Annotated in this window: 19 protein-coding genes; 11 read left to right on the forward strand and 8 right to left on the reverse strand. The window is 57.6% G+C overall.

Translation table 11 applies throughout. The annotated features are described in order from the left end of the window. Positions 1 to 262: 262 nt before the first annotated feature. Genes AC2FIR_RS14015 through AC2FIR_RS14040 form a run of 6 tightly spaced genes read right to left on the reverse strand, consistent with a single transcriptional unit; the run spans position 263 to position 7,038 of the window. Positions 263 to 1,204 carry a phosphotransferase enzyme family protein gene (locus AC2FIR_RS14015; protein ID WP_480492058.1) on the reverse strand — a complete coding sequence of 314 codons (942 nt, stop codon included), beginning with the start codon at positions 1,202 to 1,204 and terminating at the stop codon, positions 263 to 265. Beyond that, entirely contained in the window at positions 1,201 to 2,493 is a 1,293-nt protein-coding gene (locus AC2FIR_RS14020; RefSeq protein WP_480912894.1) for an aspartate aminotransferase family protein, read from the reverse strand. Before AC2FIR_RS14020 ends, AC2FIR_RS14015 begins: the two co-directional genes overlap by 4 nt. 1 nt (position 2,494) lies before the next feature. Continuing rightward, positions 2,495 to 3,979 carry an aldehyde dehydrogenase gene (locus AC2FIR_RS14025; protein WP_480912895.1) on the reverse strand — a complete coding sequence of 495 codons (1,485 nt, stop codon included), beginning with the start codon at positions 3,977 to 3,979 and terminating at the stop codon, positions 2,495 to 2,497. 5 nt (positions 3,980 to 3,984) lie between these two features. Continuing rightward, entirely contained in the window at positions 3,985 to 5,505 is a 1,521-nt protein-coding gene (locus tag AC2FIR_RS14030) for a tripartite tricarboxylate transporter permease (RefSeq protein ID WP_496746277.1), read from the reverse strand. A 7-nt stretch (positions 5,506 to 5,512) separates the two neighbouring features. Next, entirely contained in the window at positions 5,513 to 6,052 is a 540-nt protein-coding gene (locus tag AC2FIR_RS14035) for a tripartite tricarboxylate transporter TctB family protein (protein ID WP_496746279.1), read from the reverse strand. Between the two features lie 56 nt (positions 6,053 to 6,108). Then, complete coding sequence (locus tag AC2FIR_RS14040; protein WP_496746280.1) at positions 6,109 to 7,038, reverse strand: tripartite tricarboxylate transporter substrate binding protein; 930 nt, start codon at positions 7,036 to 7,038, stop codon at positions 6,109 to 6,111. A 106-nt stretch (positions 7,039 to 7,144) separates the two neighbouring features. Between AC2FIR_RS14040 and AC2FIR_RS14045 the strand changes: the two genes are divergently transcribed. Beyond that, positions 7,145 to 7,924 carry an IclR family transcriptional regulator gene (locus tag AC2FIR_RS14045; RefSeq protein WP_170807574.1) on the forward strand — a complete coding sequence of 260 codons (780 nt, stop codon included), beginning with the start codon at positions 7,145 to 7,147 and terminating at the stop codon, positions 7,922 to 7,924. Between the two features lie 35 nt (positions 7,925 to 7,959). Next, complete coding sequence (locus AC2FIR_RS14050; protein WP_496762560.1) at positions 7,960 to 9,312, forward strand: aminotransferase class III-fold pyridoxal phosphate-dependent enzyme; 1,353 nt, start codon at positions 7,960 to 7,962, stop codon at positions 9,310 to 9,312. A gap of 33 nt (positions 9,313 to 9,345) precedes the next feature. On the opposite strand, the gene hpaR is transcribed toward AC2FIR_RS14050, so the two are convergent. Further along, positions 9,346 to 9,786 (reverse strand): homoprotocatechuate degradation operon regulator HpaR, encoded by a 441-nt coding sequence (hpaR, locus tag AC2FIR_RS14055; RefSeq protein ID WP_170807576.1) that lies wholly within the window; start codon positions 9,784 to 9,786, stop codon positions 9,346 to 9,348. 109 nt (positions 9,787 to 9,895) lie between these two features. On the opposite strand from hpaR, the gene AC2FIR_RS14060 reads away from it, so the two are divergent. From AC2FIR_RS14060 to AC2FIR_RS14100, 9 genes are all read left to right on the forward strand, one after another. Next, positions 9,896 to 10,309, forward strand: coding sequence for a 5-carboxymethyl-2-hydroxymuconate Delta-isomerase (locus tag AC2FIR_RS14060; protein ID WP_496746284.1), 414 nt, complete (start codon positions 9,896 to 9,898; stop codon positions 10,307 to 10,309). Between the two features lie 3 nt (positions 10,310 to 10,312). Further along, positions 10,313 to 11,821: a 5-carboxymethyl-2-hydroxymuconate semialdehyde dehydrogenase gene (gene hpaE, locus AC2FIR_RS14065; protein ID WP_496746286.1), complete on the forward strand. Its 1,509-nt coding sequence runs from the start codon at positions 10,313 to 10,315 to the stop codon at positions 11,819 to 11,821. 141 nt (positions 11,822 to 11,962) lie between these two features. Further along, positions 11,963 to 12,805 (forward strand): 3,4-dihydroxyphenylacetate 2,3-dioxygenase, encoded by an 843-nt coding sequence (gene hpaD / locus AC2FIR_RS14070; protein ID WP_170807578.1) that lies wholly within the window; start codon positions 11,963 to 11,965, stop codon positions 12,803 to 12,805. A gap of 69 nt (positions 12,806 to 12,874) precedes the next feature. Then, positions 12,875 to 13,729 (forward strand): fumarylacetoacetate hydrolase family protein, encoded by an 855-nt coding sequence (locus tag AC2FIR_RS14075; protein ID WP_496746288.1) that lies wholly within the window; start codon positions 12,875 to 12,877, stop codon positions 13,727 to 13,729. Beyond that, a complete protein-coding gene (gene hpaH / locus AC2FIR_RS14080; RefSeq protein ID WP_496762565.1) occupies positions 13,726 to 14,526 on the forward strand; it encodes a 2-oxo-hept-4-ene-1,7-dioate hydratase in 801 nt (266 codons plus the stop codon). Before AC2FIR_RS14075 ends, hpaH begins: the two co-directional genes overlap by 4 nt. A gap of 12 nt (positions 14,527 to 14,538) precedes the next feature. Continuing rightward, positions 14,539 to 15,594: an aldolase/citrate lyase family protein gene (locus AC2FIR_RS14085; protein WP_480813550.1), complete on the forward strand. Its 1,056-nt coding sequence runs from the start codon at positions 14,539 to 14,541 to the stop codon at positions 15,592 to 15,594. Between the two features lie 81 nt (positions 15,595 to 15,675). Then, complete coding sequence (locus AC2FIR_RS14090; protein WP_480912904.1) at positions 15,676 to 16,428, forward strand: IclR family transcriptional regulator; 753 nt, start codon at positions 15,676 to 15,678, stop codon at positions 16,426 to 16,428. A 172-nt stretch (positions 16,429 to 16,600) separates the two neighbouring features. Continuing rightward, positions 16,601 to 19,063 (forward strand): FAD-dependent oxidoreductase, encoded by a 2,463-nt coding sequence (locus AC2FIR_RS14095; protein WP_496762570.1) that lies wholly within the window; start codon positions 16,601 to 16,603, stop codon positions 19,061 to 19,063. A 78-nt stretch (positions 19,064 to 19,141) separates the two neighbouring features. Then, the gene (locus AC2FIR_RS14100; protein ID WP_480912906.1) at positions 19,142 to 20,389 is read left to right on the forward strand and encodes a Tm-1-like ATP-binding domain-containing protein; all 1,248 of its coding nucleotides are present in this window, start codon (positions 19,142 to 19,144) and stop codon (positions 20,387 to 20,389) included. Between the two features lie 161 nt (positions 20,390 to 20,550). Here AC2FIR_RS14100 and AC2FIR_RS14105 read toward each other — a convergent pair whose 3' ends face one another. Further along, positions 20,551 to 21,027, reverse strand: coding sequence for a phage holin family protein (locus AC2FIR_RS14105; RefSeq protein WP_480912907.1), 477 nt, complete (start codon positions 21,025 to 21,027; stop codon positions 20,551 to 20,553). Between the last annotated feature and the right edge of the window lie 2 nt (positions 21,028 to 21,029).

The following is a 21,029-nucleotide window of genomic DNA, read 5'->3' on the forward strand; positions in this document are numbered from 1 at the left end:
CCTGAAAGCGGCGTTAACGCTATGCGTTTTCTATTCTTAACCTCTCTATGCCGACTTGGGCTGTGAGGCTACCGCGACATGCAGGCTCCGTTGCCTAATTGACGTGATTGGGCCGCGTCATTACGACCTATACGGGACGGTCCAATCCGAAGCCTAAATGAAACAGGAACCCGAACGTGGGCTAGGCCTGAATTTTGCGGTGCCACTTCAAAGTTGGGAGTCGGCTGGCAAGCGTGGACGACCTCGAAATTGAGGCTCCATGTCAAACGTTTAACCTGAGGTATCGGCGCGCCAGTTTTCTGGTGTTTTCCACAAATCGGCTGTTCCGATCTTCTGAGCCATCTTCGTGCAACCGGGTCGAAACCCAGCCTACATAAGTTGCCGATCTCACTGCCAGAAACAGATCAAGATGGTCCGTGTCAATCGGACGCTGTGATCGGTATCCGGCCAAAAGCGCAGCTTGCAGTCGATCACAATCGGGCTCCGCGAGGTTTTTGATCATACTGGTGGCGATGTCAAAAAGGCGAAAACCGAAACCGGAATCGTCAAAATCGATCAATGAGACCTGACCATTCGCAATCATTACGTTCTCACGGACCAGATCCGCATGGATCAGGCCATAGTCCAGTTCCGATTCAATGCGTTTCAAATCCCGCTCTGCCCTTTCACGGAAGCGCATGAACAGCGCTCGATCTTCGTCGCCAAGCGTCGGGTTTTCCCAGAACCGGCCCCAAACGGGTTCCTGACCGACCAATCCCGGTCGGTCCCAGGACCAGCGCGAAAACCCTGCAGGGCGCTCCCACTCGTCGCTGATGGAGTGCAGGCGGGCCATTTCCCGGCCCAAGGAATGGAAAAGGCCGATGCGGTCTTCGTGGTCGATCCCGGTTGTTGTGGACCCCAATGGCCGCCCCGGCAACCAGGTCAGAACATCGACTTGCATGTTCTCAATGACCTCGAGAAAGTTGCCCCGGATGCTGGCAATGGGTTCGGGTACCCCGACATGTTCTGCGGCCAACACACCCATCCATTCCAGTTCCGACCACAGTTCGGCATCTGTGCGATAGCCGGGACGATGCAATCGCAGCGCAAAGCTGCGCCCATCCAGCTGTACCTGATAAACGTGGTTTTCGCGGGCCGCTGCCAACGTGCAAACTGCGTCTTGAAACCCCCAAAGCGCCAGTGCCTTTTCTGCCGCGTCTATCATGAGCAAATCGGTGTTTCGGCCAGAACGTCGTCCAGCGTGTCAAACAGCAAGTCGGCATTCTCGACCGAGAAAGGCATCGGCGGGCGGATTTTCAGAGTGTTCTTGTGACGTCCCAGCTTGGAATGAATGATCCCACGCTGCCGCATTTCGTTGATCACCCGGTCGGTGAAGGCGCTGGCCGGTTCCTTGCTGTCCCGATCCAGCACCATCTCCGCTCCGAAGATCAGGCCCGAGCCGCGCACGTCGCCGATGAACTCGTACTTCCGGGCCAAAGCCCCCATGCGCGATCGGGCGTGTTTCCCGACCGTTCTGGCGTTTTCCAGCAATTGCTTGTCTTCGATCTCTTCCAGCACGGCCATGGCCGCTGCGCACGAGACCGGGTTGCCGCCAAATGTATTGAAATAGCGATAGCCCTTGCGGAATTTGGTCAGTATTTCGGTGCGTGTGACGACACCACCCACCGGGTGACCATTGGCCATCGGCTTGCCAAGTGTCATGATATCCGGCACCGCGCCCATTTTCTGATGCGCCCACATATGGGTGCCGGTGCGGCCAAAACCGGATTGTACCTCGTCGCAAATCAGTAGCCCGCCGGCCTTGCGGACAATATCGGCGGCGGGTTCCAGCCAGCCATCGGGATGGTCCGGGAACCCTTCGTTCAGGAAATACGGGCAGACAATCAGGGCCGCAAACCCAAGACCGGACTTCTCATGTTCGGCGATTTGTTCGGCCACCGCATCCGCGAACCTGGTGCCGTCCGGGTCCGGGTTGCGAAAGCTGTCGGGCGCTTCGACAAAGCGGAAATACTGGCCCAGTCCAAAACCCACGGCAGGGGTGTTCGATTTGCTCAACTGACTGACCAGTGAGGTGTTGCCGTGATAGGTCGCATCGGTAGCGATGATGCCGCGCCTGCCAGTCATGCCCTCGGCCATGCGCAGGGCGATGTCATTGGCTTCGGATCCGGTACAGGTCAGGATCGCCGTGTCCAGCGAGACATCCATTGTTCCGGTCAGCCTTTCTACATAATCAAGAATACCGCCATGCAGGTATCGCGTGTGCGTATTGAGCGTGCTTGCCTGTCGGCAGATCGCCTCGACCACGCGCGGGTTGCAGTGGCCCACATGTGGAACGTTGTTGTAGCAATCCAGGTATCTGCGCCCTTCGGCGTCCCACAGCCAGACGCCTTCGCCTTTCACGAAATGAATAGGCTCGTCATAAAAGGTCGAGACGTTGGGACCCAGCAGCCTGGTTCTGCGTTCGATCAGTTCTGCGGATTGTTCAGACAACATTTCAGAGCTTTATCCAGGCTGTTTTCAAGTCCACATATTTTTCAAGAGCGTGCAGTGATTTGTCGTGCCCGTTGCCCGATTGACGTACCCCGCCCAGCGGCACCGTCAGATCGGAACCGCCATAAGTGTTCACATGCACGACACCCGCCCGCACGCCTGCCACCATGCGGTGCGCCCGGCTGAGGTTTGACGTCCATACGCCTCCAGCAAGCCCGTATACAGTGGCATTGGCCAGGCGGATCGCTTCTTCCTCGTCCTTGAAGGGTGTCACCGCAAGAACCGGGCCGAATACTTCGTTCTGAAACAGGTTATCGGTCTCTTTCACACCCGCCATCACCGTCGGCGCCATATAGTAGCCGCCGGATTCGGTCAGGATACGGTAACCGCCGGTGCGGCGTACGGCACCTTCAGCTTCGGCCCTGGTGACGAAGTCCAGATTGGCTTCCAGCTCGGGCAGGCTGTGAACGGCGCCGATCTGGCTGTTCAGATCCAGCGGATCACCCACGAGGAAACTCTCGGCGTGGCGCGAGATTTCGGCCACGAAGTCTTCATAGATGTCTTCCTGCACCAGCAGGCGAGACCCCGCAACGCAGACCTGTCCCGAGTTGCGGAAGATACCCGCTGCCGAAACCTTCGCGGCCTCGGCCAGATCGGGGGCATCGTTGAAGACGATGTTGGCGGATTTTCCGCCAAGTTCCAGATAGCAGCGTTTCAGGTTCGAGCGTGCGGAATATTCCAGCAGACGGCGGCCTGTTGCGCCTGATCCTGTGAACACCATGATGTCCACGTCCATCGACAGTGCCAGCGCCTCGCCCACGACTGATCCGCGCCCCGTAACAACGTTGAACACGCCGTCCGGAACGCCTGCCGCAGCCGCAAGTTCGGCGATTTTCAGCAGGCTGAGAGAGGCGCTCTCTGCCGGTTTCAGAACAATGGAATTGCCCGCAGCCAGAGCAGGTGCTATCTTCCAGCTTCCGATCATCAGCGGAAAGTTCCAAGGCACGATTGCACCCACGACACCCACCGGAGCGTGGTGGATCAGTCCCAGTACGTTATGTCCGGTCGGGGCGACCTGACCGTAGACCTTGTCAATCGCCTCGGCATAATAGCGAAAGGTGCCGGCGGCCGAGAGCGCCTCGGCCTTATAGGCCATGTTTATCTCGGTTCCGTTGTCACGCACGCCCATAACGGCGATCTCGAGTGCGTGGCTTTCGATGAGATCGGCCAGCTTCAGCAGCACTTTCTTGCGGCCGGCAGGCGACATACGGGACCAGCGGCCATCTTCGAACGCCAGGCGCGCGGCGTGCACCGCCGTGTCAACGTCCGAAAGCGTTCCCTCGGCAATGCGTGCCAGGGGCTGACCGTCGATGGGCGACAACACTTCCTGCTGCGCGCCGTTCTCTGCGGCCTGATAAGCACCATTGATGAAATGACCACGAGGGGAGATTTCCTGCGCGCGCAGCGCATCAATCGAGGACTGGTCCATGAGGGTTATCCTTGCTGTGTCGAGTCTTCGTCGCCAATCGGTTGCGGTTTGATCCGTTCCTTGTGTTCCTTCACCAGCGTGCGGATATGCAGCAGAATGATGCCCAGGATCATGATGAACAGGATCGCTGCGATTGGCCTGTCAATGAAATCGAGCGGCGTTTTGACCCGCGCCATGGCGCTGCGCAGCTTGACCTCCATGATGCCGCCCAGAACCATGCCCAGAATGATCGGCACGATCGGCAGGTTCAGACGTTTGAGGATCAAACCAAACACTCCGAACCCTGCCGCAATGGCGCAGTCGGTGACCGAATTGCGCAGGCTGAACACCCCGACAAAAGACAAGGTCAGGATCATGATGCCCAGGAACCGGGTCGGGATCTGAATGATCTTCAGCAGCAGATTTGTCGAAAACAACAGAAAGACCAGAACGATCACGTTCAGCAGGATCAGCGACATGTACAGAGCCAGAACAAAATCCATCTGCTCGGCAAACAGTTGCGGCCCGGGGACCACGTTGTGGACATAAAAGACCGACAGCATCATCGCCGTCAGCGCCTCACCCGGAATACCCAGCGCCAGCAAGGGGATCATTGCGGCACCCGGAACCGCGTTGTTCGCAGCCTCAGAGGCAACCAGACCTTCTGGAGAGCCATTGCCGAAAGCTTCCGGAGTCTTCGAGCTTTTTTGCGCATAGGTGTAGGACAGGAATTGCGAAGTGAATTCGCCGGTTCCGGGGATCATGCCCATTAGGACACCTAACAAAGACGACACCGTCGCGATGCGCTTGATGCCCAACAGTTCTTTGAGTCCGGCGAAGATGTTGCCTCGAACATGCGCCTCACCGGGCGCGTGTTCTTTGTCGACCAGAAGCAATAGGGCTTGGCTGATGGCAAACAAACCCAGCACAACGACAATAAGGTCGATCCCCGAAGACAACCAGCTTTGGTCAAACGTAAAACGCTTGGTGTATTTGACGGGCTCCAGCCCGACCGTGTTCAGGAAAATACCGAAGAAGGCCAGCATTGCCGCCGAAAATGTCTGGCCACGATGGGCCAGGATCACCAGAAGGATGCCCAGAAACGCGGCCAGAAAGATCTCGCGGCTGCCGAAATGCGGGGCGACCCATGCCAGAACCGGGGATAGGACGATCAGGCAGAGGATCGAGAAGATGCCGCCAAAGAACGACGCGGAATAAGCCAGCGACAGCGCGCGATGGCCCTCGCCCCGCTTTGTCATTGGATAACCGTCATAGGTTGTCAGCGCATTCACTGCCGTGCCCGGCGTGTTGATCAGAATTGCAGGGATTGCGCCGCCGTACATGGATGAGCCGTAGATACCCAGCAGCAGGGTCAGACCAACAATAGGCTCGAAGGCGAACGTAGCAGGCAGCAGAATGGCGATGGCGACGGCCGCCCCGACGCCGGGTAGTGCCCCGATGATGACTCCGCCAACCGACCCGATGAGCAGTGCGATCAAAACCTGCCATTGGGCCAGAATTGCAAAGCCGGAAATCAGATTGTCCATAGCGGCCTCACAGATAGGTCAGGGCAAAGACGCGGACGGAGCCCGGAAGGAACTCGTAAACCCGACCTGCCGGGATATTCACCTGAAGAAATGCTCTGAAAAGAATGGCGACGATGGCGCCGAACAGCAGTGAAATCCCGATTGCGCCGGGCGTTCGAAAACCGGTGCGCACGGCCAGAAAAGCGGCGAACAGCATGGTTGAGGGCAAGTACCCCAGCCACGGCACAGCCACCACGTAGATCAGGAAATAGACAACATATTCAAGAGACATGAGCCAGAAAGTAAGCTCTCTCCAGCGCCCGGGAATACGGGGGGAAACGGCTGAGCCGATCAGATGCAGGGCGCTGAAAATCACCATGCCCCATATGGCGATGGTCGGCCACAGCGACGGCTGCGCAAACCACTTGGTGCGCTTTACCAACTTTGTCTCGGTGCCCAACTGGCTGAGCAGGAACAACGAGAAGGCAAGGAAAAAGACGGCAAAGATGATGTCGCCAGGTCGGCGATACCTTCTGAACATGTCCTGAAGCGTTTTTGCAATCATCATGTCCCTCCCCGACATGCAACAAGGCGCGGGCTTTCCACCCGCGCCCTGTTAGGTGCTTATTCGCCCAGAATCTCTTCGATTTTCGCGAACGACGCTTTGTCCTGTTCGATCTGCGCATTTGACGCGTCAGGGTCCTGCCAATAGATCAACGCACCGGTCTCTTCAGCCAGCTTTTTGGCCTTGTCGGATTCCAACGCCTTTTGCGCGGCGGCAGTGATCTTTTCACGGGCATCTGCCGGAGTATCCTTGTGCACGAACAATCCGTTCCACAACGCAAGCGGCAGATCCGGGTTCATTTCGACAACCGTTGGTGTGTCCGGTACAAGCGAAATACGTTCGCCACCGATGCTGGCCAGGATGTTCACGTTGTCGAGGCAGGGCAGCACGAGTTGCAGCGTGGTATTGATGACGTCCACGTCACCTGACGCCAATGTGTTGCAGTCCAGCGCGTCGAACGCCGCTTCGCTTGCAAAGTCGAAGCCGCTGCTGACCGCAGCCGCAAACGTAACCTGCGTGGGCGGCAGGACCGAGCCGAAATGGCCAAGCGCCACATCGTTTTCCTTACCGTGCGCTACAAGTTCGTCCCAATTCGAGAATGGCGCATCTTTGCTGGATGCGATCACGAACGGATAGGTCAGGAAAATTCCGATGGGATCGAATGGATTCGGGTTCAGCTCCGGGATTCCGATCTCTGGCCCGATGACAGGAACGCCAATAACGAAGGACCCGATGGTGTAGCCATCTGCCGGAGCCGTTGCGACCTCAACCGCGCCGGGGAAGGGGCCGCCTCCGCCGCCAGGCTTGTTCACAACCGCGGCCGGAACGCCGTACATGGCCTGGAATTCATCTGCGATCATCCGGGTTAACACGTCTTCCAGATCGCCCGGAGGCCACGGAACCACAAAGGTCACCGGCTTTTCCGGGTATTCAGCAAGTGCTGCTGTTGTAGAGGCTGCAAAAACGGCAGCGGTTAGAAATTTTTTCATTGACGCCTCCCTGGCTTGGTTCAATATTTGAACCGAAGTAACAACAATAATGTTGCTTTGTTAAATGCTTTCTGTCAAGTATTACGTGCGAAGGAGAGAAAAACGCATGGGCACCGCTCTTAATGCTTTGAAATTGCTCGAGTTGTTTTCAAGTGCTCAGCCGGAGATCGGCCTGAGCAACCTTGCCAGGCTGTCCGGTATGAACAAGGCAACGACTCTCCGCCACCTTCGCGCATTGGAAGAGTTTGGCCTGATCGAACAAAACCCGCACTCCAAGTCCTACGCGATCGGACCGGCTGTGGTGCGTCTTGCCGCGCTGCGGGAAATCGCAAATCCGGGGCTTGAAGGCGCGCGCGCAAGGATGCAGTCCGCCATGCAGGTAATCGGCGAAAGCATGCACCTTTCGCTGCTGCAACAAGGCAAATTGCAAACCGCTCTGGCGCTGGAAACCACACGGTACACCGTGCGGGTCAGCCTTGATCCGGCGGAAATTCTGCCGATCAATGCAACGGCTTCCGGACTGTGCCTGCTGAGTTTTGGCCCCACTCACCTGCTTGAAGATCTGGATGCTCAAGCCTTGACGTCCTACACAGCGGAAACCCTTGTGTCCCCTGACCTGATACGTGAACGGGTTTCTGAGATCAGGCGCAAGGGCTGGTCAAACAGCGCAGGCGGGTTTGAAGCAGGCGTTTATGGATACGCCGCGCCTGTCTTTGGAATTGATCAGGTGGCGATAGGCACAATCGCAATTGCGGTGCCTGAAATTCGTGCAAACGGCGATCACCTGCCTTTGATCCTGACGACATTGCATTCCCTTTCGCTCGAACTGACTGCGAATTTCGGTGGTCAGTTTCCGCGAAACTTCCCAACCGCGTTCCAGCCCTGACCGATGGGCGGACAAGATCCTCGGAGACCCGTGATATGAAAGACTCCAATTTCCTGAAGGAAAACAACGCGCACCATTTCTGGCACCCGATGGCACATCCTGCCGACAGTCAAAACAATCCGCCCACCATCCTGACCGGAGGGGAAGGGGTCAGCATCATCGATATAGACGGCCACAAGGCCGTCGACGCGGTTGGCGGGTTGTGGAACGTCAATCTTGGCTATTCCTGTGATCCGGTTAAGCAGGCCATTACCGATCAGTTGAATGCGCTGCCGTATTACTCGACCTTCCGGGGCACCAGCAACGACAAGGCGATTGAGCTGTCCTATGAGTTGGCGCAGTTTTTCAAGCCTGATGGTCTGACCCGAGCTTTTTTCACTTCGGGCGGATCGGATTCAGTTGAAATCGCGCTGAAGCTTGCGCGACAGTATCACAAAGTGCGGGGCGAGGCCGGCCGGACAAAGTTCATCAGCCTCAAGCAAGGATACCACGGCACCCATTTCGCGGCCGCTTCGGTCAATGGCAACCAGAAGTTCCGCGCGGCTTACGAGCCGATGATGCCAGGCTGTTTCCACGTGCCTGCGCCGTGGACCTACCGCAATCCGTTCGACGAAACAGACCCCGAGCGTCTGGCGCAACTTTGCGTCAAGGCGCTGGAGGCCGAGATCGCGTTTCAGGGTGCAAATACCGTCGCCGCATTCATCATGGAGCCGGTTCTGGGCGCAGGCGGCGTGATCCCACCACACAAAAGCTTCATGCCAATGGTGCGCGAGGTCTGTTCGAAAAACGGTATTCTTCTTATCTCGGATGAGATCATCACTGCTTTTGGTCGTACCGGCAGCGAAAGCGGCGCGCGGCATTGGGGTGTGCAGCCCGACATCATGACGACAGCCAAGGCGATCACCAACGGTTATTTCCCATTCGGTGCGGCAATGATTTCGGGCGCGGTCGCCGAGGTTTTTGAAAGCGACACCACAGGTATGGCGTCAGTCGATCAGGGCTATACCTATTCCGGCCATCCGGTCGGCGCAGCGGCTGCGCTGGCGGCTCTGTCTGAAATCAATCGTCTGCGTGTTTGGGAAAACGCCGCGGCCCGCGGTGAAGAACTTTTTACCGGATTGAAAAAATTGGCTGAAAAACACGACGCAATCGGAGATGTGCGCGGAGGCGAGGGCCTGATGTGTGCGCTGGAACTGGTATCTGATCGTGCAACCAAGGCGCCGATTGCCAAGCATCTGCCCTTGCAGGTGCAGAAGGCGGCATACGAAGATGGTGTGATGGTCCGTGTGTCGGGCAACAACATCATTCTGTCGCCGCCGCTGGTCATTACGTCCGATGATGTGGCTAAGATCCTGTCGGCACTGGATACCGGATTGTCGACACTTTAGATGCGTGGCTGGCCCCGTCCTGTTTGGGCGGGGTCAGACCTTGACGGCCTGCAACTCCTCAAGCAGGTCCAGAAGGTCGTCCAGCTTGTCCTGACCCATCTGTTCTTCAATGCGATCATAAATTGCAAGGGATGTCGGAAGATTCTCGGTCAGGATTCGACGGCCTGCATCCGTGATCTTCACCATCGACCGGCGCTTGTCCTGACTGTCCTGGCGGCGTGTAATCTGGCCGTCTGCTTCCATGGCGCGCAGAATGCGGGTGAGGCTGGGCAACAGAAGACAGGCCTCTTTCGAGATGGCGCTTTGTTCCATTTCACCAAACTCATCCAGAACGCGAAGAATGCGCCACTTCTGTTCTGTAAGCTGAATGTTGTTCAACATGTCCCGAATGGGCGCCATGACTGTTTCGCGGGCACGCAGCAGCGCAATCGGAAGCGCGCGGGAAGTGCTTTTGGTGTGGCTTTGTGTGGTCATGCCGTTTTCTAGAGCGCTGCTTCCGGAATTGCAAAGATTAACAAGTCAAGTTCTTGACACATGGTGACGAAAATACTAAACATGTTTACTAATTAAGGGGAAGGGAACCATGCCGCATTTCCACATCGATTACTCTGGCAACCTTGAAGACTGGGTCGATATGGATGGTTTGTGCGAGTGTGTGCGCGCAACGGCCGCCGCAATTGACACGTTTCCGGTGGCAGGTATTCGCGTACGCGCCACGCGGGTCGATCACTATTCCATTGCCGACGGCAACCCGGCGCATGGTTTTGTCGATATCTCGATCCGACTGCGCGCCGGTCGCCCCGAAGACGTCAAGCAGGATGCAACGCAGCGCATATTCGAAGCAATAAGGGCGTATCTTGAACCGGCCCTTTCGAAGCACTCCATCGCTCTGTCGCTTGAGATGCGTGAAATCGATCCGGACCTTTCGCCCAAGACCGGCACTATCAGAGAGCATCTGGGCCGGGACCAATCGGCTGCAACCCAGCAGGAGACCTGAACCATGAGCGCCTTGGACACCAATATCGAAAAATTGGCGGGGTTTCTGGCCCGGTTCAAAGATACAGGCATCAAGAACCGCATTGCGGGCGAAGATCGCGACGGGGCGGCCGGAGTGTTTCAATCCACTTCGCCAGTGGACAAGTCCGTGATCTGCAATGTTGCCCATGGGACGGCGGATGACATCGATGCGGCGGCCAAGGCAGCCCACTCGGCATTCGCCGCGTGGCGCGATATGCCCGCTACTGAACGCCGCCGTATCCTGCTGAACGTGGCCGACGCGATCGAGGCGCGTGCCGAGGAAATTGCCCTGTGTGAGTGCTGGGACACCGGTCAGACCCTGCGTTTCATGTCCAAGGCGGCGCTGCGCGGTGCCGAGAACTTCCGTTATTTCGCTGATCAGGTGGTGCAGGCAAGGGACGGACAGCATCTTAAGTCACCAACCTTGATGAACATCACCACCCGCGTTCCAATTGGCCCGGTTGGTGTCATTACTCCGTGGAACACGCCGTTCATGCTGTCGACCTGGAAGATCGCGCCGGCACTGGCAGCGGGTTGTACCGTCGTTCACAAACCGGCCGAAGATTCACCGCTGTCGGCGCGTTTGCTGGTCGAAATTTCGGAAGAGGCCGGTCTGCCCAAGGGTGTTCTGAACACCGTGAACGGGTTTGGACCGGATGCCGGTAAGGCGTTGACCGAACATCCGCTGATCAAGGCCATTGCTTTTGTCGGAGAAAGCCGCACCGGCAGCATCATTACCAAGCAGGGCGCGGATACGCTCAAGCGAATGCACCTGGAACTGGGCGGCAAGAACCCGGTGATTGTCTTCGATGACGCCGACCTGGACCGCGCGCTGGATGCTGTGATTTTCATGATCTACTCGATCAATGGGGAACGTTGCACATCGTCTTCGCGTTTGCTGGTCCAAGACACCATCAAAAACGAGTTCGAGGCCAAGCTGGTAGAACGCGTGAACAACATCAAGGTCGGTCACCCACTGGACCCGGCGACCGAGATCGGCCCGCTGGTAACGGAAGAGCACTACAATAAAGTCACCTCGTATTTCGACATCGCCAAAGACGATGGCGCGACTATCGCAGCCGGCGGCGTCAAAGTGGGGGACGAAGGGTATTTCGTGCGGCCAACCTTGTTTACAAATGCCAACAACCAGATGCGCATCGCGCGCGAGGAAATATTTGGTCCGGTTCTGACGTCCATCCCGTTCTCGACCGAAGAAGAGGCGCTACAGATCGCAAATGACACGCCTTACGGCCTTACCGGTTACGTCTGGACCAACGACCTGACGCGTGCCCTGCGGTTCACGGATAAACTGGAAGCAGGGATGATCTGGGTGAACTCGGAAAATGTGCGCCACCTGCCCACGCCCTTCGGCGGGGTCAAGGCGTCGGGTATCGGCCGGGACGGCGGCGACTGGAGTTTTGAATTCTACATGGAACAAAAGCATGTTGGCTTTGCCACCGGTCAGCACAAGATCATGCAACTTGGAAAATAATATCGTGCAACCTGATCCCTTGGCAGGGGTTGGCTGACTATAGTTGAATCAGGAATTGCGCATCATTGGTCCATCAAACGCTCGGACCATAGGACGTTCTGGCAGTCAGGCCTGACGTCACGATCATAAGGAGGAACCGTCATGGGAAAGATTGTACAGGCCGCGAAAATCACGCATGTGCCCAGCATCTGGATGTCCCACACGATGCCGAAATACAAAGGCATCCGGCAACCTGCCATCGACGGATATGCGCGCCTGCGACAGGATGCAATTGACCGCAAGGTAGATACGTTTGTTGTGTTCGACACCCACTGGATCACCAATCAGGGTTTCCATCTGAACACAAAAGAACACCACAAAGGCCGTTTCATCAGCCACGAGTTGCCGCACATGCTGGCGGACATGGAGTTTGACTATCGCGGGGATCACGAATTGGGGGAAACCATCCTAGACGTCTTGCGTGAGCGGGGGGAGAGGGCCCTTGGCCATTCACATCCCGATATGGGCATGGAATACGGCACCCTTTTGCCCATGCATTTCATCAATGACGGTGTAAATGCGCGGGTGCTACCCGTCGCGGTCAACCAGTTCTCGTCGATTGCCGAAAACCGTGTCTGGGGCGAGGCCATCGCCGAAGGTATCCGCCGTTCCGACCGCAATGTGTCAATTCTTGCATCGGGTTCACTGAGCCATGACTTTACGCCCAACGAACGCTCGGTCGAGGGTCTGAACGCCGTGAATGGCGAGTTCAATCGTCAGATGGATATGCGTGTACTGGAGCTTTGGGAACAGGGTCGGTTTGAAGAGTTCCTTGAAATGCTTCCCGACTACGCCAGGAAATGCACGGGTGAGTGCGCGATGAACGACACCGCATTGCTGTTCGGCGCGCTGGGTTGGGGCAGCTACAAGGGCCAGATCGATGTTTACACACCGTATTTCGGAAGCTCCGGCACGGGGCAGGCCAACATCAGCTTCTCGGTCTGAGGTCGGGACGCGGGTTCGTATGGTATGTTTTCTCTGCATGGGTGGCAGCAAGGCCGCCGAGGAGGCCTGATGCGCTTTGCAACTTACACCGCCAATGGCGAAACCTTTTTCGGTGCCATTACCAAGGACGGCGCAATTGCGCTGAATGGCGAATTTCCAAACCACAGCAGTCTGTACGAAGTTATCGCCGCCGGAGCGTTCGACCAACTGGTCGAAAAAGCGAACGGCAAACCCGAAACTCACGAAGATTTCACCTATGAAATGGTGATGCCCGACGCCCGCCGTATCCTCTGCGTCGGCGTGAACTTCCCTGACCGCAACGCGGAATACAAGGATGGCAGCGCGCAACCGAAATACATGTCTTTGTTCCCGCGTTTTGCCAGTGGCTTTACGGGACATGACCGCCCTCTGATCCGCCCGCCGGAGAACCACACGCTGGATTACGAAGGCGAGGTGGCCATCGTGATTGGCAAGGCGGGCCGCAGGATTTCGCAAGACGACGCCTATGATCACATCGCGGCACTGACGCTTTGCAATGAGGGTACGATCCGCGACTGGGTGCGCCACGCCAAGTTCAACGTCACACAGGGCAAGAACTGGGACAGAACCGGCGCGATCGGCCCTTGGCTGGTGCCTTTCACCGAGGCGGCCCAGTTGGACGACGCCCGCATTCAGACGCATGTCAACGGCGAGTTGCGTCAGGACGATACGTTGAGTCGGATGATGTTCCCGATCCGGCGCGAGATCGAGTACATCTCGACCTTCATGACGCTACAGCCCGGCGATATCATTGTCACCGGGACGCCAACCGGCGCAGGTGCACGGTTTGACCCGCCGAAATACCTGGTCCCCGGCGATGTGATCGAGGTTTCGGTCGACGGCATCGGCACACTGCGCAACACCGTCGAGGATGAACAGGTATGACCCCTGAAGATCACGCTCGCGCCGCCGCCGATCTGTTGCGGGCCGAGCAGACGCGCGAACAGATCGGTCTGCTGACACTGCGGCATCCCGACATGGGAATGGACGATGCCTATGCGGTGCAGAACGCCATCCATCGCGCCAAACTGGCCGAAGGGCGCAAGGTGATTGGCTGGAAGATCGGGCTGACCTCGAAGGCGATGCAATACGCGCTGAATATCGACATTCCCGACAGTGGCATCCTGTTCGATGACATGGCCTTTGAAAATGGTGGCACAGTGCCTGCGGGCCGTTTCATCCAGCCTCGGATCGAGGCCGAGATCGCCTTTGTCATGAAAACCGCCTTGGCTGGGGAACATGTCACCCGCGCGGATGTCATTGCTGCGACTGATTATGTCGCGCCGTCTATCGAAATCCTCGACACTCGTATTCAGCGGGTCGATCCAAAGACCAGCAAGGCACGCACCGTGTTTGATACGATCAGCGACAACGCCGCCAATGCCGGCATCGTACTGGGTGCAGAACGCCACGCCATCGACACTTTCGATCTGCGCTGGGTTGGCGCACTGACATTCCGCAATGGCGAAATCGAAGAAACCGGCCTGGGTGCAGGTGTTCTGAATGATCCTGTCGAAAGCGTTGTCTGGCTTGCCCGGCGCATGGCACAATATGGTCAGAGCATCGAGCCGGGCCAGGTGATCCTGTCGGGTAGCTTCATTCGCCCTGTCGAATGTCCTTCGGGCACCGAAATCCACGCCGATTTCGGCTCGTTCGGCTCGATCGACATACAATTCGCTTAAAGGAGGCTCAGAATGTCCGCGCCACAGAACCCGTTCAAAGCCGCACTGAAGGCCGGGCAACCTCAGATCGGTTGCTGGTTGGGTATGGCCGATGCCTATGCCGCTGAAATAGCGGCCACATCACGGTTCGACTGGCTGTTGGTGGATGGTGAGCACGCGCCCAACGACCTGCGCACGGTTTTGGAGCAAGTGCGCGTTATCGACGGTTCGGGCAGCCATCCGGTGGCCCGATTGCCGATTGGCGAGACCTGGATGATCAAGCAATATCTGGATGCCGGGGTGCAGACCATTCTTGTGCCGATGGTCGAAAGCGGTGATCAGGCGAGGGAACTGGTTCGGGCTGTGCAATACCCACCGCAAGGTGTCCGGGGGGTTGGTTCTTCAATGGCGCGGGCTTCGCGATTTGGCGCAATTCCGGACTACCTGACAACAGCGGACGAACAGGTGTGCCTGCTGGTTCAGGTTGAGAACCGACTGGGCATGGCCGCTCTGGATGACATACTGACAACGGATGTGGACGGTGTTTTTATTGGCCCTGCCGATCTTGCCGCGGATATGGGCCACCTGGGTAACGCCAGTCATCCCGATGTGGTCGAGGCGATTTTTGATGCCCTGACGCGGATCACCGCCGCTGGCAAGGCCGCGGGTATCCTGACACTCGACCCCGGAATGCAACGCAAATGCCTGGATCTGGGCGTGACCTTTCTGGCGACAAGTATTGATGTAACCCTGTTTGCCTCGGCTATGCGCGGCGCTGCCGACGCGGCGCTGGCGTTGTTGCCGGACCAAAGTGTCACGGGCGTTGCACAGACAAGTGCTGGCAGCAAATATCTACAGCAGCTGTGCAAGCATTGGTCCCACAAGGCCGAAGTTTTCTTTGACGACACCCAAGCGAGTGTGGCCTTCGAGAACGGCAATGCTGTCACGCTGACGGCGGACGAAACCAGCCTGACCATCTCGGCCGCAACCGGACCCCGGGGCGACCTTGCCCGGTGGCAAGAGGTGATCGAAGCCCACCTGACGCGGTTTGCTTTTCGTGAGGAGTTCAGCATCGACTGGGCGTCTTAGTCACGTTCTGACATGCAGACGAGGGTGCGGTGGCATGATTGTCTTGTCATTTCTGGATTATGCCTTTGAGAGGAGATCGAAATGAAAACTGTCGACAAAGCCATGATGCTGCTGCGCCAGTTTTCGTTGGAAAGCCTCGAGATCGGTTTGAACGACCTGGCGCGGGCAACAGGGCAGGACAAGGCGGTCACGCGCAGGCTGCTGGTCTCACTCATCAGTCATGGGTTCATCGAACAGAACCCTGAGAACCGAAAATACCGTTTGGGCCACGGATTTCTCTCGCTGGCCAGGTTGAGAGAGGCCACCGTTCCGATGGTGAAAGCAACGCAAATCGTATCGCAATGGTTGTCCGCCCAGGCAAATGAAACGGTGCATGTCGGTATTCCCGGCGACAAGGGGATGGCGACCGCGGCCTTCACATTGCCGCCGCGTGGGAATGTGATCAACCTGCGGCCCGCGGATTCCTACCCATTTCATTCGTCGTCTTCGGGTCTTGCGTATTTGTCGTTCTGTTCGGATCAGACGCGCGAGCAATTGTTGGCACTCAAACGGGAAAAGCTGACGCCGTACACCGTGACGGATTTGGAGACGCTCAGGAAGCTGATCTCGGAGACCCGAGCCCGAGGGTTTGCCTGCAGTCGCAATGCGGTTGACATCGGCGTTGCCAGCGTGGCGAGACCGTTCTTCATCGATGGCAAGGATCCAGCGGGTACCGTTGCCATTGCCGTTCCCGATGCGAGTTTGGATGAAGCCCGAACAGAGGAACTTGCAGTGCTTCTTCAAACCGCAGTGGAAAAGCTTGAAATCGCACTGACTGGCGCACCAAGGCCTTGATGAAGAAATGGTGCGTTATTCGCACCAACGGTGCGAACAATTGTGATTTCTGACCATTCTTTGGCACACAAGACCCGACAGCGCAGGGTGGATCCGGCACAGCTTGACCCCACGGCGTTTGTGATCCGAAACCCCGAAGATCGGCTGCCTTGCAGACTGAAGGATTGTTTTGATGCCCGTCTCTTTTCCTGAACAAGCACCTGTGGTGATCATCGGTGGTGGTATCATCGGCATCTCGACCCTGTATCATCTGGCAAAGCGCGGCGTTCCCGCAGTTCTGGTCGAGCGACGGAAGATCGCCAGCGGAACAACCTGGCATGCAGCCGGGATCGTCGGGCAGTTACGCGACAGCACGGCACAGACCGAGCTGGGCAAATATACAGCGCGCCTTTTCAGCGATCTGGAAATCGAAACCGGACAGGCGACCGGCTACAAGCCAAACGGCACGATCAATCTGGCAATCGGCGATGTGCGTCACGAACAACTGCTGCGCAGCCACGACCACGCAGCCCGCATGGGGATCGAGACCTTCATGCTGTCCCGCGACGAGTTGAAAGAGAAATGGCCATGGATCGAAACCGATGACGTGAAATCCGCATTCTTTGTTCCGTCGAATGGCCAGGTGAACCCGCTTGACGTCACGGTCGCGCTTAGCAAGGGCGCGCGGGCCATGGGGGCACAGGTGTTCGAAAACACCAGGGTTGATCGTCTTGTCATCCGGGATGGCAAGGTGGTTGGTGTCGACACAGAATGGGGCGTGATCGCGACCAACAAGGTGGTGCTGGCGGGCGGCATGTGGAGCCACCTGTTTGCCAAGGCACACGGAGTAACCGTGCCGCTGCACGCGACTGAACATTTCTATATTGTCACCGAACCTGTGGACGGCCTGCTCAGGACCCAGCCGATTTTGAACATCGCCGAAGAGCGGACCTATTGGAAAGAAGACACTGGCAAGCTGCTGATCGGGTCATTCGAAAAGCATGGCAAGCCCTATGGCAGGAACGGCATCCCCGAAGACTTCGAATTCGACGAACTACCGTTTGACATGGAACATGTCGAACCGAATCTTGAGAAGATGTTCGAACGCATGCCTGCACTGGGCGAGATGGGCATTCAGACTTTTTTCAACGGGCCTGAGAGTTTTACACCCGATGGACGTCCCTATCTGGGTCCGACCAGCGAGATCGAGGGCCTGTTTGTGGCAGCCGGCATGAACTCGAACGGAATCCTGAACTCGGGTGGTGTTGGCCTGACAATGGCGGAATGGATGACCGACGGCGCGCCGTCGCGGGGCATGGGCCCGATGCTGGCCCGCCGGGCGCACCCATTCCAGCGCAATACCAAATACAATCATGACCGCAGCGCCGAGTCAGTGGGCTTCCACTATGGCGTCAACTGGGTCGGACGGCAGGTCCATTCGGCACGCGGAGTGCGTCGGGTGCCGTTGCATGATCGGCTGAAAGAGGCAGGCGCGACATTTGCCGAGCGGATCGGCTGGGAGGTGCCGATGTACTACGACCCCGAAAAAAAGGGTTGGAACGAAGAACCGAGTCTGCGGCGCAAAGACTGGGCACCGCACGTCAGCGCCGAATGTCTGGCCGCCCGGGATGCTGCTGTGCTGATCGATCAATCAATGTATTCGAAAATTCAGGTGCAGGGTCCGGACGCGGTCAAAGCGCTGAACAAGGTCTGCGGCGCGCAGATGGATGTCGCGGTCGGCACCTCGGTCTACACCCAGTTCCTGAACGCGCGCGGCGGGATCGAGGCCGATGTGACCGTGACCAGAACTGCACAGAACTGTTTCATGGTGATTACAGGCCATCCCAGCCAGATGCGCGATCAGGCATGGATCAAGGATCACGTCGAACCGGGCTGGCGGTTCGAGGTGCTCGACGCGACCTCGGGCTATGGCCTGATCACGATCCACGGTCCAAGATCGCGCGACATTCTGTCTGCCATCTCGGGCGATGACCTGTCGAACGAGGCCTTCCCCTTTGGCGCGGCGCGAGAAATCGACATGGCTTATGCCCGAGGGTGGGCCATTCGGCGCTCGTTCATTGGTGAACTCGGGTACGAGCTGATGATACCCACGGAGTTCGTCGCTGGTGTCTATGAAGCGCTGATTGCGGCGGGCAAACCGCACGGAATGCTCCATATGGGAATGTTCGCCATGAACGCGTGTAGGCTCGAGAAGGGCTTCCGACATTTCGGGCATGACATCGCCGAGGATGACACGCCTTATGAAACCGGGCTGGGTTTTGCAGTAGAGCTGGATAAGGCTGGCGACTTCCTCGGCAAGGACGTTCTGACTGAACAGAAGGCTGGCGGTGCCGCGACTGCGCACCGCATCGTATCCTGCAAAGTTGACGACCTGGATGCTGAAACCGGTCCGTATCTGATTCACAACGAACCAGTGTGGAAGAACGGCAGGATTGTGGGGCATGTCACCTCGGGCGACTGGGGCTTCCGGTTGCAGGCGATGGTCGGTTTGGCCAGCCTGCACCATGAGGAAGGTGTCTCGAAGGCCTGGATCGACGAGGGCGGCTTTGACGTTCAAATCGCCGGGGAAATGTACCCGCTAAGGGTTCAGTTTGCGCCGTACTACGACCCCAAAGGAGAGTTGATGCGGGGCTGACACCAGACCAGGGAAGCTCAATTGACAATCGCGCAGCCTAGTTCTTAATATGTTAATTAAAATTCAGCGGAGGACCTCATGGTGGACAAGACGATCCTTGTCGTTGGGACATATGACACCAAAAACGACGAGTTGGAGTTCATGGCGGCAAAGATCCGTTCCTTGGGCGGTGGTGTGTTGACCCTAGACGTCAGTGTTCTGGGCGACCCCGCCAATCCCACCGACTATTCGAAACATGATGTGGCCAAGGCGGGTGGCAGCTCGATCCAGGCCGCCATAGACAGTGGCAGCGAACATGTGGCTATGCAGATCATGTCCGCCGGTGCCAGTGATCTGACCCGCCGCTTGCACGATCAGGGCCTGATTGATGGTGTGATCATTTTGGGCGGCACCATGGGTACCGATCTTGCGCTGGATGTCTGTCAATCGTTGCCCATCGGGGTGCCCAAATACGTCGTCTCGACCGTGTCCTTCTCGGCCCTGATCCCGGCCGAGCGTCTTTCGCCGGACATCCAGATGATCCTCTGGGCCGGGGGGCTGTATGGGTTGAACGCGATCTGCAAATCGTCGCTGTCACAGGCGGCAGGCGCCGTTTTGGGGGCCGCACGCGCGGCAGAACCGGCCAAAAGCGGGCGTCCGATGGTGGGTGTCACCTCGTTGGGGACCTCATGCCTCAAATACATCAAGACACTCAAACCTGCGTTGGAAGAGCGCGGTTATGAAGTTGCCGTATTTCATGCCATGGGCATGGGCGGCATGGCCTTCGAACAGATCGCAGGCCAAAACGGTTTTGTCTGCGTTATGGACTTTGCCGGGTGCGAATTGGGCAATCTGCTGGCCGGTTCCGTCGTGAACGCAGGCAAGGACAGGCATCGCGGGGCAGGGCGGGCCGGCATTCCGCAGATCGTGGCCCCGGGATGTATGGACCTGATCGATTTTGCGGGCTGGCAAGACATCCCGGAACGGTTTTTGAACCGTCCGATCCACACCCACAACAAATTGGTCAAGAACACCTACTACACTGCTGACGAGCGGCGCGAGATTGCCCACGAACTAAACAAGCGCCTTGGCGAAAGTCCCGCGCCCACCCATCTGATCATACCGCGCGGCGGCATCGAGGAATGGGACCGCCCGGGTGGAGATTGTCACGACCCAGATGGCCTGAGCGCGTTTATTGAGGCTCTGACAACTACTGTCGCGCCTTCGGTTCATGCAACCGAACTGGACGCCCATATCAATGACCCGGAATTCTGCATAATCGCCCTGGAGATATTCGATCAATGGGTCGCGCAGGGCATTGTTCCCACCGGCGAACCTACTGCCTAAGCGCGCTGCTTCCGTCCGGAGTTCGCTTGGGAACCTTTGGCCTGTCGACTGTGACCCTCGCACAGCCTGTAGGCGCGAGGGCATCGGTGAAGGACATTTCGACTTCTGTAGTGGCCGTTCGTTTAGTTAGATTAGGCGTCAGTCTTTGACTCTTAGGCTTTCTAGTCCGTTTTTGAGCGATCGGAAGCGCGTCGCGCCAGTATCTTCACAATTACGGCGGCCAGTTCGGGCGCGATTGTCCCAAAAGGGTCCCGTGACATCTTTTTGACATGCGTAATCGCGTCCTGCGCCTGTGTCAGCCCGTCGCGGATTTCTTCTTCGATGTCTGCCAGCGCCATGTCGCGCAATTCAGTCACTGTTTCACTGTCGGACTGCGAGGACATTGATTTGGCAAAGAGGGCCAGCAAAACCGCCAACACAAGGTTCGCTGCGGCAACCAGAAGCGCCGACAGCGGTTTCGATAGTGTATCTGACAATGCGAAATAGCCTGCGACATTCAGCATGATCACAGCCAGCCCCACGGCCAGACCGGCCGCGGCATATAGCCCGGTGCGGCGCGCCGCGATGGTAAATTGCCGCTGGGCAATCAGCCGTTCTGAACGTAGGACGATCGACAAGTTTCTGGAAATACGGCTCATGA

This window comes from Ruegeria sp. CDSB136, assembly GCF_059610965.1.

Coding starts and splice junctions, on each gene's coding strand:
- AC2FIR_RS14105 (WP_480912907.1), bottom strand. CDS start 21,027: ATGAGCCGTATTTCCAGAAACTTGTCGATCGTCCTACGTTCAGAACGG.
- AC2FIR_RS14100 (WP_480912906.1), top strand. CDS start 19,142: ATGGTGGACAAGACGATCCTTGTCGTTGGGACATATGACACCAAAAAC.
- AC2FIR_RS14095 (WP_496762570.1), top strand. CDS start 16,601: ATGCCCGTCTCTTTTCCTGAACAAGCACCTGTGGTGATCATCGGTGGT.
- AC2FIR_RS14030 (WP_496746277.1), bottom strand. CDS start 5,505: ATGGACAATCTGATTTCCGGCTTTGCAATTCTGGCCCAATGGCAGGTT.
- AC2FIR_RS14020 (WP_480912894.1), bottom strand. CDS start 2,493: ATGTTGTCTGAACAATCCGCAGAACTGATCGAACGCAGAACCAGGCTG.
- AC2FIR_RS14035 (WP_496746279.1), bottom strand. CDS start 6,052: ATGATGATTGCAAAAACGCTTCAGGACATGTTCAGAAGGTATCGCCGA.
- hpaH (WP_496762565.1), top strand. CDS start 13,726: ATGACCCCTGAAGATCACGCTCGCGCCGCCGCCGATCTGTTGCGGGCC.
- AC2FIR_RS14090 (WP_480912904.1), top strand. CDS start 15,676: ATGAAAACTGTCGACAAAGCCATGATGCTGCTGCGCCAGTTTTCGTTG.
- AC2FIR_RS14085 (WP_480813550.1), top strand. CDS start 14,539: ATGTCCGCGCCACAGAACCCGTTCAAAGCCGCACTGAAGGCCGGGCAA.
- AC2FIR_RS14040 (WP_496746280.1), bottom strand. CDS start 7,038: ATGAAAAAATTTCTAACCGCTGCCGTTTTTGCAGCCTCTACAACAGCA.
- AC2FIR_RS14025 (WP_480912895.1), bottom strand. CDS start 3,979: ATGGACCAGTCCTCGATTGATGCGCTGCGCGCGCAGGAAATCTCCCCT.
- AC2FIR_RS14045 (WP_170807574.1), top strand. CDS start 7,145: ATGGGCACCGCTCTTAATGCTTTGAAATTGCTCGAGTTGTTTTCAAGT.
- hpaR (WP_170807576.1), bottom strand. CDS start 9,786: ATGACCACACAAAGCCACACCAAAAGCACTTCCCGCGCGCTTCCGATT.
- AC2FIR_RS14075 (WP_496746288.1), top strand. CDS start 12,875: ATGCGCTTTGCAACTTACACCGCCAATGGCGAAACCTTTTTCGGTGCC.
- AC2FIR_RS14050 (WP_496762560.1), top strand. CDS start 7,960: ATGAAAGACTCCAATTTCCTGAAGGAAAACAACGCGCACCATTTCTGG.
- hpaE (WP_496746286.1), top strand. CDS start 10,313: ATGAGCGCCTTGGACACCAATATCGAAAAATTGGCGGGGTTTCTGGCC.
- AC2FIR_RS14060 (WP_496746284.1), top strand. CDS start 9,896: ATGCCGCATTTCCACATCGATTACTCTGGCAACCTTGAAGACTGGGTC.
- AC2FIR_RS14015 (WP_480492058.1), bottom strand. CDS start 1,204: ATGATAGACGCGGCAGAAAAGGCACTGGCGCTTTGGGGGTTTCAAGAC.
- hpaD (WP_170807578.1), top strand. CDS start 11,963: ATGGGAAAGATTGTACAGGCCGCGAAAATCACGCATGTGCCCAGCATC.